At 72.3% G+C, this 13,659-nt stretch carries 13 protein-coding genes; 8 read left to right on the forward strand and 5 right to left on the reverse strand.

Features of this window, described 5'->3' with window-relative positions; genetic code table 11:
• Positions 1-22 precede the first annotated feature (22 nt).
• Positions 23-598 (reverse strand): histidine phosphatase family protein, encoded by a 576-nt coding sequence (locus tag HET64_RS14845; RefSeq protein WP_007457533.1) that lies wholly within the window; start codon positions 596-598, stop codon positions 23-25.
• A 360-nt stretch (positions 599-958) separates the two neighbouring features.
• On the opposite strand from HET64_RS14845, the gene HET64_RS14850 reads away from it, so the two are divergent.
• Both HET64_RS14850 and HET64_RS14855 read left to right on the forward strand, forming a co-directional pair.
• Complete coding sequence (locus tag HET64_RS14850; RefSeq protein ID WP_215105674.1) at positions 959-1,252, forward strand: hypothetical protein; 294 nt, start codon at positions 959-961, stop codon at positions 1,250-1,252.
• Positions 1,253-1,351: 99 nt separating this feature from the next.
• Complete coding sequence (locus HET64_RS14855) at positions 1,352-4,669, forward strand: lantibiotic dehydratase (RefSeq protein WP_215105676.1); 3,318 nt, start codon at positions 1,352-1,354, stop codon at positions 4,667-4,669.
• An 88-nt stretch (positions 4,670-4,757) separates the two neighbouring features.
• Here HET64_RS14855 and HET64_RS14860 read toward each other — a convergent pair whose 3' ends face one another.
• Positions 4,758-6,212, reverse strand: coding sequence for a PLP-dependent aminotransferase family protein (locus HET64_RS14860; RefSeq protein WP_215105678.1), 1,455 nt, complete (start codon positions 6,210-6,212; stop codon positions 4,758-4,760).
• Positions 6,213-6,384: 172 nt separating this feature from the next.
• On the opposite strand from HET64_RS14860, the gene HET64_RS14865 reads away from it, so the two are divergent.
• Both HET64_RS14865 and HET64_RS14870 read left to right on the forward strand, forming a co-directional pair.
• Entirely contained in the window at positions 6,385-7,257 is an 873-nt protein-coding gene (locus HET64_RS14865; RefSeq protein ID WP_215105680.1) for a DMT family transporter, read from the forward strand.
• Positions 7,258-7,304: 47 nt separating this feature from the next.
• Positions 7,305-7,508, forward strand: coding sequence for a DUF1918 domain-containing protein (locus HET64_RS14870; protein WP_215105682.1), 204 nt, complete (start codon positions 7,305-7,307; stop codon positions 7,506-7,508).
• 127 nt (positions 7,509-7,635) lie between these two features.
• On the opposite strand, the gene HET64_RS14875 is transcribed toward HET64_RS14870, so the two are convergent.
• Complete coding sequence (locus HET64_RS14875; protein ID WP_215105717.1) at positions 7,636-8,913, reverse strand: glycoside hydrolase family 10 protein; 1,278 nt, start codon at positions 8,911-8,913, stop codon at positions 7,636-7,638.
• Positions 8,914-9,146: 233 nt separating this feature from the next.
• Between HET64_RS14875 and HET64_RS14880 the strand changes: the two genes are divergently transcribed.
• Positions 9,147-10,004: a 3-hydroxybutyryl-CoA dehydrogenase gene (locus tag HET64_RS14880; RefSeq protein WP_069755867.1), complete on the forward strand. Its 858-nt coding sequence runs from the start codon at positions 9,147-9,149 to the stop codon at positions 10,002-10,004.
• Between the two features lie 615 nt (positions 10,005-10,619).
• On the opposite strand, the gene HET64_RS14885 is transcribed toward HET64_RS14880, so the two are convergent.
• Together HET64_RS14885 and HET64_RS39885 are read right to left on the reverse strand one after the other, a co-directional pair.
• A complete protein-coding gene (locus HET64_RS14885) occupies positions 10,620-11,102 on the reverse strand; it encodes a hypothetical protein (RefSeq protein WP_215105684.1) in 483 nt (160 codons plus the stop codon).
• Between the two features lie 403 nt (positions 11,103-11,505).
• On the reverse strand, positions 11,506-11,673 hold the full coding sequence (locus HET64_RS39885) for a hypothetical protein (RefSeq protein ID WP_308370055.1): 168 nt from the start codon (positions 11,671-11,673) through the stop codon (positions 11,506-11,508).
• 493 nt (positions 11,674-12,166) lie between these two features.
• Here HET64_RS39885 and HET64_RS14895 point away from each other — a divergent pair, with 493 nt between their 5' ends.
• Genes HET64_RS14895 through HET64_RS14905 form a run of 3 tightly spaced genes read left to right on the forward strand, consistent with a single transcriptional unit; the run spans position 12,167 to position 13,638 of the window.
• Positions 12,167-12,508 (forward strand): metalloregulator ArsR/SmtB family transcription factor, encoded by a 342-nt coding sequence (locus tag HET64_RS14895; RefSeq protein ID WP_215105686.1) that lies wholly within the window; start codon positions 12,167-12,169, stop codon positions 12,506-12,508.
• Between the two features lie 3 nt (positions 12,509-12,511).
• On the forward strand, positions 12,512-13,018 hold the full coding sequence (locus HET64_RS14900; RefSeq protein ID WP_215105688.1) for an SRPBCC family protein: 507 nt from the start codon (positions 12,512-12,514) through the stop codon (positions 13,016-13,018).
• Positions 13,018-13,638, forward strand: a complete 621-nt coding sequence (locus tag HET64_RS14905) for a dihydrofolate reductase family protein (RefSeq protein ID WP_215105690.1) — start codon at positions 13,018-13,020, stop codon at positions 13,636-13,638. Before HET64_RS14900 ends, HET64_RS14905 begins: the two co-directional genes overlap by 1 nt.
• Positions 13,639-13,659: the final 21 nt, after the last annotated feature.

A 13,659-nucleotide genomic window follows, 5' to 3' on the forward strand; every position in this document is an offset into this window, starting at 1 on the left:
ACCCCGCCCCGGTCCGCCCCGGTCAGCGGATGCCCGCCTCCAGGCTCAGGCTCCAGCGGCCCGGCAGGCCGGTCAGCGTGATGGTGGACAGCGGGCGGACGTCGACGTTCCAGTACGCGGACGGCGGGGCGTTCAGGGCGTAGACGAGGGCGGCCCGGATCACGGCGGGTTCGGCGACCGCGACGACGAGGCCGTCGGCGGCGGGGCGGGTGTCCAGCCAGCCGCCGACCCGCCCGATGAAGCCGAGCATCGACTCGCCGCCGTGCGGCGCGCTGCGCGGGTCCGCCAGCCAGTGGTCCACGGCGGCCGGTTCCCGGGCGGTGACCTCGCCCAGCGTCAGCCCCCGCCAGCGGCCCATGTCCCAGTCACGCAGAGCCGGTTGCGCCATCGGCGCGAAGCCGAGGGCGTCCCCGGTGGCGCGGCTGCGCGGAGTGGGCGAGCAGTAGCGCAGCTCGGCGGCGCCGAGCGGGACGAGCGTGTGGGCGACGAGCTGCACCTCGTGCCAGCCGGCCTGATCGAGCGGCCGGTCGTCGTCGAAGCGTTCGGCCAGCCGGGAGGAGCTGCGCGCCGCTGCGACCAGGGAGACCCGAAGCGTCATGGCGGGATCGTGGGGCCGAACGCCTGTTTGGTCAAGAGGGCGTGCAAGCGCGGCATGCCCCGGGGCAGGGGGTGGCCGTTCCCAGCCCTGTCGTGCCGGAGAAGGCAGCTCTCCCTCTCGGCGAGGCCGGCCCACCCGGCCGCACCCTCATGGACCCGGGCGCGGCCCGCTGCATCGGCGACGCCGCCCGGGAACTCGTCGTGCTGCGGCAGACCTTGGCCCATGCGGTCAGGGGCGGACCGGGAGCATGCGTCGAAGGTCGCAGACAGGACTCCTTCCCACTGATGACGTGAAGGTCCCTTATCGGTGTCAATGTGGTGATATACGGCAGTGAAGGAAGCTTGAAGGAGAGGAATACCCATGACGAGCAGTCCGTATGACCTCGACGTCCGCGTAGGCGCGTCAGCGGACCTCAGTGGCCGGGACGAGCGCTCCGGGAGCGGGCAGGGACGCACACCGGCAGCAAGGCGGGCGAGCCGGCCGATGACCATCGGCACGGTGCACCCGATGGCCGGGGCGCAGTCCGCGGCCGGGCAGGCGAGCCGGCCGATGACCAGCACCACACTGCACCCGATGGCCGGAGCGCGGTCCGCGGCCGGACAGGCCGGCCGGCAGATGACCAGCCACACGATGCACCCGATGACCGGGGCGTAGGCGAACCACGGCCCGGACAGCGGGCACCGGCCCCGCCACCGTCTCGCCGGTGGCGGGGCCGGTGCCGCGCGGGCTGAGCGGAACACCCCGGAGGACACCATGACCACCACCCCTGTAACCGCCGGTGCCCTGTACGCCCCTGTGGGCATGGCGCTCATGCGTTCCCCGGTGCTCCCCGTCGATGATCCCGCGCTCCGGGCCGGGCTCACGGACGATGCCCCGGGCCCGGCGCCCGGCATCGTCGCCGACGAGATCACCGAGGAGCCCGGTGCTCCCGGAGAGGCCGACCGGGCTCCCGGAGAGGCCGACCGGCTACGACAGGCGATCCTTCACCTGGCCGCCGAACCCCTGGTAGCCGAAGCCCTGGCCCTGTCGAGCCCTTCCCTGGCCGACCGTGTGGACGGTCTGCTGGACGGCCGGCCCGCCACACTGCCCCAGCTGCGCCGTTGCTACCGGGCGGTGCTGCGCTACCGGATCCGGATGGGAGGCCGCTCGACCCCTTTCGGGCTGATGGCGGGGGTGACGCGCCTGCGGTTCACCGACACCCTCTCCCTGCGGTTCGCCGCCGCGCACCGCAAAGCCGTACAGCCCGACGCGGCCTGGCTGGCGGAGGTGACCTCGCGGTGGGAGCGCCGGCCCGCGATCCTGGCGCACCTGCGGCTGTCGGCCAACGGCCTGTGCGTGCGGCGCGGCGAGCGTCTGGTGCTGCCGTACGTCACCGCTGCCGACGCCGGCCGGGCGGACGGACGGCCCGCCGACGAGGTGTCCGTGCGGTGCACGGAAGCGGTGAGTGCGGCGCTGGCCTGCGCACGCACACCCGTCACCCACGCGGAGCTGACGGCCCGGATGCGCGAGAGCCTGCCCGAGCCGCCGGCCGGGGCGGTCGAGGGCGTCATCGCCGAACTGGTCGCCCATTCCTTCCTTCTCACCGACCTGCCGCCCGCCCCGGACGCACCGGACCCGCTGCGCGATCTCACCGACCGGCTCGCCGGCATTCCCGCCGCCGCCGACGAGACCGCGCGGCTGCGCGAGGTGACCGTTGATCTGGCCGACTACAGCGCCCGGCCTCCGGGGCGGGGGCTGCCCGAGCTTCGCCGGGCGGTGCGCCGGATGCGTGCCCTGCAACCGTGCGAGCGCCCGGTCACGGTGGACCTGGCACTGGACGCGGACATCGAGCTGCCCCGCGCGGTGGCACAGGAGGCCGCCCGCGCCGCCGATCTGCTGTGGCGAACCGGTCCGCCCGCACCGTGGCGGCGCCCGCTGGGCGCCTACCACGAGGCGTTTCTGCACCGGTACGGAACCGAGCGGGCGGTCCCCCTGGACGAACTCCTCGACCCGGTGGACGGATTGGGGCATCCCGCTCCCCTCGCAGCGAGCACCGGCGGGGACGGACGGCGCGACCGTGCCCTGCTCGCTCTCGCCGAGGAGGCAGTCCTCTCGGGCCGCCGCGAGATCGACCTCACCGACAAGGACATCGCCGCGCTGGAGGACGATGCCGGGGTGCCGCCGCCGTCGGCCGAGGCGGTCTTCCACCTCCTGGCTCGCTCACCGGACGCCTTGGAGCGGGGCGATTTCACCCTGGTCATGTCGCCGCTGACCGGGTCCTGGCCCGCCGGTGCGCTGTGGGGCCGCTTCGCGCCCCTGCTGCCCGAGGCGGCGCAGGACCTCGGGAATCTGGCGGCCGCCGCCCTCACCGGCAGCCCTGTCGGCACCGCGGATGCTCCCGTCCCCGTGCAGCTCGTCTTCCACCCCCGGGACGCCCGCTGCGGCAACGTCATCAGAACGCCCCGATGGGCCGGCCACACCCTCGCCCCCGGCACCTTCGGCGAACGGTCGGCCCCCGGCTCCCTGGGCATGGAGGATCTCGCCGTCGTCGCCACCCCGGACCGTCTGCGCCTGGTCTCGCCGGCCCACGGCGGGCGAGACGTGGCGGCGGGCACCTTCCACATGCTGAACACCGGCACGCACGCCCCTCCGCACGTGGCGCTGCTGCAACTCCTGACCGCGGACGGGGTACGCCCGTTGTACGGCTGGGACTGGGGGGCGGCGCGGGACTGGCCGTACCTGCCGGGCGTACGCCACGGACCATCCGTACTGAGCCGTGCCCGCTGGCTCGTCAGGGACCAGGATGTCCTCGACGGAGCCACGGAGACCCGGCACTGGCTTCCCGCCCTGCGCGCCTGGCAGCGGCGGTGGCGGGTGCCCGACCGCATCGAGGTGGGCACGTTCGACCAGCGCCTCCCCCTCGATCTGACCCGCCCCGCCGACCTCTCGCTGCTGCGCCAGGAGCTGAGGCACCACCCGGACGCGGAGATCCACGCATCCGTCGACCCGGACGGCTCGGGCAGCGGCTGGCTGACCGGTCCCACCGGCGGCCACCACGCCGCCGAGATCTCCGTGCCGCTGCTCCGTCGCGCCGCCCCCACGGACACGTCGGGCCCGACTCGGCCGCGCGGCACGCCGTCGAGCGGCCGTCCGCAGCGCCATCTCCCGGGCGGCGACTGGATCTTCGCCAAGCTGTACTGCCCCGCCGTGACCCAGAACACCGTGCTGGTCCACCACCTGCCCGGGCTGGTGGACAGCCTGCCGGACGAAGTCGACCGCTGGTTCTTCGTCCGCTACGCCGACCCCGACCCGCACCTGCGGCTGCGGCTGCACGGTAGTCCCCGGACGCTGACCGCCCAGGTGCTCCCCCGCCTTCGCGACCTCACCGAAGACCTGCGGGGGCAGGGGCTGGCCGGACGGCTGGTCCTGGACACGTACGAACCCGAGACGGCGCGCTACGGCGGCACGGCCGACGCCATGGCCGCCGCCGAGCGCGTCTTCCACGCCGACAGCGCGGCCGCCCTGGAACACCTCCGCCTCCTCGACGCCTCGCCTCCTCCGATGGACCCGCTGCTGCTCGCCGCCGCCGGGCAGGCCCACCTGGCCTTCCGCTTCCCCGCACCGGACGACACCTCTGTGGAGCCGCCGGGCGCACGCCTGCTGCTCTCGGTCGCACCGCGCGGAGAGCACCACGACGCCTTCCGCGCACAGCGTCGGGAGGCCCTGCGCATCGTCGATCCGTTCGACGACTTCGCCGCCCTGCGAGCCCTGCCCGCCACAGCACCCCTGATGAAGGCGTGGACCGCCACCGCCGAGTCCCTGTCCTCCTACGGACACCACCTGACCGGCACCGACGCGCAGGTGACTCCGCTCCTGGCGTCACTGCTCCACATGCACCACAACCGCATCAGCGCCAACCCCTCCCGTTCCGCCGAGAGCGCGGTGTACGCCACCGCCCGCAGCGCCGTCGAGGCACACCTCGCCCGCCACGCGGCAACGACCGGACGGGGCCGTGCGTCCTCGACGCGCCGGGCGCCCCGAGAAGCCACCGCTCGCGGTCAGTTGCGAGGCGGGCCGGATCTCACTCCCTGATCCGATCCGATCCAGTCCGATCCGGTCCGATCCCGTCCGATGCGGTCAGGTCCGCTCGTCCGGTCCGGTCCGGTCCACCGGAGACGTACTAGCCGCCCAGGAGCCCGTCGAAGGCGGTACGGAGGCGGCGGACGCCCTCCGCGATCTCGGCCGCCCCGGAGACCGCGGCGAAGCTCAGACGGACGTGGCCGGCCGGGGGCTCGGCGCAGAAGTAGGGGCGCCCCGGGGCGATGGCGACGGAGGCGCGCAGGGCGGCCGAGACGACGGCCGGCTCGTCGGTGGCCGTTCCCGCACCGCCGCCCGGCAGCCGGAGCCAGAGGCTGCCGCCGCCCGCCGGGAGGTGCGGCAGCACGAGTTCCGGCAGTTCGGCGGTGAGTGCGGCGGCCATGACCGTACGGCGATGGCCCAGCTCGGCGGCGACGGCGGCGAGGTGACGTCCCCAGGACGGGGAGCCGACGAGTTCCAGCGCGGCTTCCTGGAGCGGCCGGGGTACGAAGAAGCTGTCGACGACCTGGATGGCCCGCAGGCGCTCCAGCACCGGCCCCCGGGCGGCCAGGGCCCCGACCCGCAGGCTGGGCGAGGTGACCTTGGTCAGCGAGCAGACGTGGACGACGACACCGTCGGGATCGTCGGCGGCCAGCGGCGCCGGAAGCGGTCCGGCGTCGTCGTGGACGAGCCGGCGGGCGAAGTCGTCCTCGACCACGAACGCCCCGGCCGCGCGGGCGATGGCCAGGATCTCGGGGCGGCGGGCGGGTGCGAGGGTGGCCCCGGTGGGGTTCTGGAAGAGCGGCTGGGTGACGAAGACCCGGGCGCCGGTGGCCCGGAAGGCGTCGGCGAGCAGCTCGGGGCGTACCCCGTCGGCGTCCATCGGCACGGGGACGGGGCGCAGCCCTGTGGCGCGGGCGGCGGCGAGCATCCCGGGGTAGGTGGGCGACTCCACGAGGACCGGGGCACCGGGCGGGGCGAGCGCGCGCAGCGCGGTGGCCAGGGCGCTCTGGCCACCCGCGGTGATCAGGACGTCGGTGCCGGAGACGGTGGGGCCGATCTCCCGGGCGAACCAGGACCGCAGTTCGGGCAGTCCGTCCGTCGGGGGGCGGCCCCAGGCGCCGGGCCTGCGGCCCGCGCGGGCCAGGGCCGCGGAGAGCGCCCGCTCGGGCTGGAGGGAGGCGTGGAGGTAGCCGCCGTTGAACTCGATGACGCCGGGCGGCGGTGCGGTGAGGGTGACCAGCACGCCGGAGGCGTCCACCGTGCGCGGCACCACCTCGGGCCCGCCGTCGCCACTCAGCGACACCTCCTGCCAGGACGTGTCGCCCGGCGCGGGCAGTGCGACGCGGGGATGCGCCCGGAAGGCGCCGGAGCCGGGGCGGGTGACGACGAGCCCCTCGGCGGCGAGCTGGGCGATGGCGCGGGAGACGGTGACGGGGCTGACCCGGAACCGCTCGACGAGTGCCCGACTGGACGGCAGCTTTCCACCGGGAGAGTAGCGGTTGAGATCGGCCCGCAGGGAAGTAACCAGTTCCGCGACGCTGCTACGCTCTTGCATGAGAGCAGATAATAGCGCTACCCCGACTGCATCGATAGCGGTTGCCGAACCGGACGGCGCCTCGCGGACCACCTCGGCGATCATGTCGAAAGCGACTACGGCGACGACTGCGGCTGCCGGCGGGTCGGGAAGCAGGACGGCGCCGGGGCCCTCGGCCGGGCGGAGCGGCACCGTGCTCGCCGGGCTCGGCGTGGTGGCGTTCTCGCTCACCTTCCCGGCCACGGCCTGGGGCCTGGAGAGCTTCGGCCCCTGGTCCCTGGTAGCCCTGCGCAGCGTGCTCGCCGCCCTGATCGCGGGCAGTGTGCTGCTGGCCGCGCGCGTCCCGCCGCCCGAACGCCGGCACTGGGCCGGGCTCGCGGTCGTCGGAGGCGGGGTGGTGGTGGGCTTTCCGCTGCTGACGACGCTGGCCCTGCAGACCTCAACCACCTCGCACGCGGCCGTGGTCGTGGGCCTGTTGCCGCTGACCACGGCGGTGCTGGGATCCCTGCGCACCGGTGAACGCCCTTCGCGCACGTTCTGGACCGCGGCTCTCGCCGGGGCTGCCGTGGTCATCGCCTTCACCGTGCAGCAGAGCGGCGGGGCTCTCGCCCCCGGCGACCTGTACCTGTTCGGCGCGCTGCTCGTGTGCGCGGCCGGGTACACCGAGGGCGGCCGGCTGGCCCGGCTGATGCCGGGATGGCACGTGATCGGCTGGGCCCTGGTCCTGTGCCTGCCGCTCGCGGTGGCGGGCAGCCTGGTGGCCCTGCCCCTCGAACCCGTGCACCTGAACGCCCACGGCGTCCTCGGCCTGGTGTGGGTCGCCGCCGGGTCGACCTTCCTCGGGCTGTACGTCTGGTACCGGGGCATGGCGGCGATCGGTGTCGCCCGGGCCAGTCAGCTCCAGCTCGCCCAGCCGCTGCTGACGCTCGTGTGGTCCTTCCTCCTGCTCGGCGAGGAGATGTCCGCCGCGGCTCCGGTCGCGGCGGTGGCCGTGCTCGTCTGCATCGCCGCCACCCAGCGGGCCGGGCGCGGCGCAGCGGGGGTATCCCGGCGCGTACGGTCATAGACTTGTCGACACGGACACCGTCTCCCCCTGTGAGGAGGTCGCTCCCGATGGAGGCACACACGGGCGACCGGCTGCTGATGCACGGCAGAACCGTGGGACAGCACGACCGGGTCGCCGAGATCATCGAGGTGCTCGGCGACGGGGGCGCTCCCCCGTACCGGCTCCGCTTCGAGGACGGCCACGAACACCTGATGTCACCGGGCCCCGACAGCGTCGTCCGGCACAGGGAGGCGCCGGAGGACGGGTCGTAGCGGCAGGAGGCGCGCGGCCGGGCTCGCACACCGGACCCCGGCCACCGCGCTCCCCCTCAGCGATGCGCCACCCCGGGGCCGACCCGACCACCGCGTGCCCCGCCGGAGACCGGGCCCGGGACCCGGGTCACCTCACCGACGGGCGACCGCCGCGGTGCGGGAACGTGCGGCCCCGGTCCGGGTAGAGCCGGACCCGGTCCGCGTAGTGGTCGGCCACCACGCGTCGCATGGCGCCGATCCGGTCCGCCATCACGCTCTTCCCGGAGAAGAAGACATGGCCGCCCACCTCCGCGTGGTCCCGGGCGAGGGTGAGGTGGCGGGAGAGTTCCGCCGGGTCCTGCCAGGGGTCCGCCTGGGCGGGGTCACCCGCCTTGTACAGCGCCTCGCCCACGTACAGATCGACGCCCGTGCCCCGGACGGTCCGGCTCCACCAGGCGAGGACCTTCGCGTAGTCGGCGGCAGCCTGGCCGACATACCAGTAGATCTGCGGGCAGATGTAGTCGATCCACCCTTCTTTGACCCACTTACGCGTGTCGGCGTACAGGTCGTCGTAGGTCTGTACGCCCGCCCGGGTGTCCGAACCCAGCGGGTCGGTCGCCGCGTTGCGCCAGACCGCGAAGGGGCTGACGCCGAAGCGGACGTGGGGCTTGATCTGCCGGATCCGCTCCCCCGTCTCGCGCACGAGCCGGTCGATGTTGTCGCGCCGCCAGGCCGCCCGGTCGGCGAAGCCACCGCCGTACCGCTCGAACTCCGCGTCGTCGTCGAAGGTCTGACCGGCCACCGGATACGGGTAGAAGTAGTCGTCCCAGTGCACCGCGTCGATGTCGTAGCGCCGCACGGCGTCCAGCATCGCGTCCTGGACGAAGCGGCGGACCTCCGGCAGCCCCGGGTTGTAGTAGAGCTTCCCGCCGTACGGCACGACCCAGCTCGGGTTCAGCCGGGCCGGGTGGGAGGCGATGAGGCGGGTGGGGTCGGTGTGGTTCGCCACCCGGTAGGGGTTGAACCAGGCGTGCAGCTCCAGGCTCCGGTCGTGCGCCGCGCGCACCGCCGTGCCGAGCGGGTCCCAGCCCGGGTCCTTCCCCTGGGTCCCGGTGAGGCAGGCGGCCCACGGCTCGTGCGGCGAGGGCCACAGGGCGTCGGCGGTCGGCCTGACCTGGAACACCACCGTGTTGAGCCGCAGCTCGACCGCCCGGTCCAGATAGCCGAACAGCTCGGCCTCCTGTCGCGCCGCCGTGAGCCCCGGCTCGGACGGCCAGTCGATGTTGGCGACCGTGGCGATCCACATACCGCGCACCTGACCCGGCGCCGCCCCGGGCCGTCCGCCGCCCCTCCTCCTGCCCGCCGGAAAGGCGACCGCGTCACCGGCCGACGTCATCGCCGCCAGCAGCCCGGCCGCGCCCAGCACGAACGCCCGTCGCGCCACTCCCGTTCGCCGCATCCTGGCCCACCTCTCTCCGCCACATCCCACTCCGACTCCGATGGCTCTACGTAACCGCATCATTCCCATCCGTGGCCGTCATGACCCGCGGGATGTCCGCGTCGGCATTCGGAGTAACGTCGTGGGGTCGAGGCGGGCACCGGAATCACACGGGACCCTGCGATACGGAGAACAGCGAAAGGCACGAGGTGACGGACTCTATGGCCGACATTGCACGCGTCGGAGTGGTGGGCTGTGGCCAGATGGGCGCGGGTATCGCGGAGGTGTGCGCGCGCAGCGGCCTCGAAGTGAAGGTCGCCGAGACCACCGGCGAAGCGCTGGAGATCGGCCGCACCCGTCTGCACAACTCCCTCTCGAAGGCCGCCGAGCGCGGCAAGATCAGCGCGGAGGAGCGGGACGAGACCCTCGGCCGGCTGAGCTTCACGACCGACCTCGGGGAGTTCGCCGACCGCGACCTCGTCATCGAGGCCGTCGTGGAGAACGAGCAGGTCAAGACCGAGATCTTCCAGGTGCTCGACCAGGTGGTGACCCGGCAGGACGCGATCCTGGCCTCCAACACCTCCTCGATCCCGCTGGTGAAGCTGGCCGTCGCCACCTCGCGCCCGGACCGGGTCATCGGCATCCACTTCTTCAACCCGGCCCCGGTGCAGAAGCTCGTCGAGCTGATCCCGGCGCTGACCACCTCGGACGAGACGATCGCCCGCGCCGAGGCCGTCGTCCAGGACGTGCTCGGCAAGCACCCGATCCGCGCCCAGGACCGGTCCGGCTTCGTCGTGAACGCACTGCTGATCCCGTACCTCCTCTCCGCGATCCGGATGTTCGAGTCGGGCATCGCCAGCCGTGAGGACATCGACAACGGCATGGAGATGGGCTGCGCCCACCCGATGGGTCCGCTCAAGCTGGCCGATCTGATCGGCCTGGACACCGTGGCCTCGGTCGCGGACTCGATGTACGCCGAGTACAAGGAGCCGCTGTACGCCGCTCCCCCGCTGCTCCAGCGGATGGTCGACGCGGGCCGCCTCGGCCGCAAGACGGGGTCGGGCTTCTACGCCTACTGACCGTCCCACCGGCGGGCCCGGCGTCGTCGGCGCCGGCCCCGTCGGGGGCACGTTGCCCAAGGCCGGAGCCGTGTGCGGCCCGAAGAGCCGCACCTCCTCCCGCCGGCCCGCCGCCGTGCCGGAGCGCTACGGAGCGGCGGCGCGGACGAGTGGATGCTCGGGCCCGAAGCCCTGGGCCTTTCAGCGCTGTCGCAGCCTTCCGTGCCCGTACGGCGGGAACCCCCTCGGAGCCCCTCCGACAGAGCTGAAAGTCCCTGGCGACTCAGACCCGGGACCTACGCATGACGAGACCGAGAGCGATCATGCTGCCAGGAGCCGCGTGATGCGGAAGTGAACCGGCGAACGGGACGCCAAAGGCCTCCGTCCGGGTGACCTCCGCCCGCATCCGTTTCCGCCCGCAGGCTGCGGCTACGACGTCCAACTTTCCGACACCGTCCCCGGCGTTCTTCTCGCCCGACAACGCCGTGCTCCGGTTGATCGTCCGCAACGCCATCGCATCGGTCCGCAGCGGCGAGACCTCGTCTTCGGATTCCCGGTCCCGCCACCATGATTCGTGTACGCCAGGGCGCGCCCGGCATCGGATGGAGCCGCGGACGGCCTGGCGTACGGACTCAGTCAGGCAGCGCCGGGCTCCTCCAGCACCGCCATGACCATCACCGGAAGATCGGCGTCATGCTGGATCACACCGGCGGTCAGAATCCGGCCGCCGAGGGTCCACTTCTTCAGCCTGATGAACTCGTCCCTGTCCGCCTCCGTCACCTCGGCCTCGATGAGGTGGCCGGCAAGCGGGGACTCCTCGATCTCGGGGAGGAAGTCGGCCAGCACCTGGCCTCCCTCCTCGTAGACGGCATCCAGGTCGTCGAAGTAGCCCGACTCGTCGACGTCGCGGATCCAGACGGAGAACGAGACGCTGACCGCCCCACCGCCGAACGTCTGGATCCAGCCCCCGACGCCGCCCTTGTCCCACGACGTCTCCACGCCGTCACGGACCTTGCCCCCGGGCGTCCACTCCTGAGCCAGGAACCGGGCCGCCGCAGCCTCGGCGGTCAGCGGGGTGATGTCCCTGAGCTCTTCCAGCATGGCGATTACGTCAGCCATGAACTCATTTGCGCGGCCCCCCAGGTCGGTGGGGTTCAGCGAGCTCCGTTGTCAGGCTCGCCCGCCCTTCCCCCTCTGAATGAAAAAGTAGCCCACCACGCAAATGCACCCGATAATTCCCAGGAGCGCCCATCCTCCACTGTTCCCGGAAGCAATCAGAAATATGGACAATGCGACGCCCAGGACGGTGAATACGGCGGCGAACTGAACATACCGCCTAACGGCAGCTCGCTGCTCCATCGTCCATCCGACGTTCGGCTGCGACATTCTGAATTCCTTCCTGTGCCCTGGAGGGAGAGGAGAGCAGCCTCCCCCCAGGGTTTCGTTTATCCGCTGACGGCAGCGGCTCCAGTGGCGATGTCGCCGATGGGGCCGCGTAGCGACAGAGGCCGGTGGGGTCCTGTCAGCCGCCTGCGAACCGGTTGGACTGGGGAAGCGTCCGGGAAGTCGTGGCGCGCCGGACGCCGCGCGGGCTGTAGGCGTTGGCCTTGGCGCCGGTCTCGTCGGCCGGCGCGACGACGCTGCAGAGCGCGTCGGTCAGGCAGTAATGGTTCTTCCGCCCGCGGGTCATGGAGTTCAGCGTGCCCCCGGGTTCACGGTTGAATCCCGTGTCCACACCGGCAGTTGAGCCGGCGGAGAGGCCGAGGGGCCCATGGTGGAAGAAGGTGTCGCCGAGCCCGATCCGCTCGGACCGGTCGGTGGAGCCGCACTGGCCCCGCGTACGTCTTGCCGCCGGCGGTGATCGACGTCATCCGGAAGCCGGTACCCGTACCCCTCGTGCGGGTGCTCTCCGGATTGGTGGCGCCTGCGGCCGTGTCGCCGATCTCGTCGTACGACCAGGGAGCATACGGAGGTCCAGGTCGGGCCGGTGTGGTGATCTTCGTCAGGCGGCGCGAGGAGTCGTCGTCGAAGACCGTGCGCTCGCCCTCGGTGTCCGTCCTCGCCAGGTCACCGGCCGGTGCTTCCGGCGGGCACTTCACAGACGGGACAGTCGGACCGCTCGACGACGGTGGCCGGTGCGGCGAACGGCTTGACGTATGCCGATATCGGCATACGATTGTTCCATGGCACGAGCAGCGACGACGTCGGACGTCTTCAACGCGATCGCCGAGCCTCAGCGCCGGGAGATTCTGGTGCTGCTGCGGGCGGGCGAGCGGTCGGTGACCGAGTTGGCCCAGGAGCTGGGGATGACCCAACCGGGGGCGTCCAAACACCTGCGGGTGCTCCGGGAGGTCGGGCTGGTTCGGGACCGCAAGGCAGGCAAGCAGCGCCTGTACGGCCTCGACGCCGACGGGTTGCGGCCCGTCCACGAGTGGACCGGCGGTTTCGAGCAGTTCTGGAACGAGAGCTTCGACCGGCTGGACGCCTACGTGCAGGACCTGAAGCGGACAAGGGAAGCGGAGTAGCTGATGAGCACGGCAGAACAAGGAACGCCGGCGCGGTCGGCGACAGCCGACCGCGAGACCGTCATCTCCCGGATCATCGACGCCCCACGGGAGCTGGTGTTCGAGGCGTTCACCGAGGTGCGGCACCTGTCGCACTGGTGGGGGCCGGAGGGGTTCACCACCACCACGCGGGCGTTCGAGTTCCGCGTCGGCGGGGAGTGGGACTTCGTGATGCACGGACCGGACGGGACGGACTACCAGGAGTGGATCTCCTGGACAGAGCTCGCCCCGCCGGAGCGGATCACGATGCTCCACGGTGAGACCCGCGACGACCCGAACGCCTTCGAGTCGGTCCTGACGTTCGAGCCCGCCGGAGCGGCGACCCGGATCGAGATGCACACGGTGTTCCCCACCAAGGAGCAGCGCGACGAGGCGGTCGAGAAGTACCACGCGATCGAGGCCGGCCGGCAGACCCTGGGCAACCTGGCTGCCTACGTCACCGGGATCGTTCGGAAGGGAGCCGAGGGCTGATGGCCGGGAAGGTGTTCTTCAGCGTGTCGATGTCGCTGGACGGTTTCATCGCGCCCGATTCCCTCGGGGACCTGATGGGGCAGCAGTGGATGGAACTGCAGCGGTGGGTCTTCCCGCTGCGGTTCTTCCGGGAGAACCTGAAGCTCGGCGGCGGCGGCGAGGAGGGGCGCGACAACGACATCGTGCGGGAGACGTTCGAGCGCACCGGCGCGAGCGTGATGGGCAAGCGCATGTTCGACGCCGGCGAGCAGATGTGGCCGCAGGAGGCGCCGTTCCACACTCCGGTCTTCGTCGTGACGCACGAGAAGCGCGACCCCTGGGAGCTGCCGGGCGGGACCACGTTCCACTTCGTCAACGACGGCATCGAGTCCGCGCTCGACCAGGCTCGCGAGGCCGCCGGCGACCGGGACGTCCGCATCGCGGGCGGCGGCGCGACGATCCTGGAGTACGTGAACGCCGGCCTGATCGACGAGTTCTCCATCGCGCTGTCACCCGTGCTGTTCGGCTCCGGAATCCGCCTGTTCGAGGGCGTGGACGCGAGCCGTGTGGCCCTGAAGCAGGTCCGGGCGGAGCACTCCCCGAGAGTGACACATGTGACCTACACCGTCCGGGAACGGTAACGGTCCCGACCTCGGCCCTCC

The organism is Streptomyces sp. McG3, assembly GCF_018619185.1.
Lineage (GTDB): Bacteria > Actinomycetota > Actinomycetes > Streptomycetales > Streptomycetaceae > Streptomyces.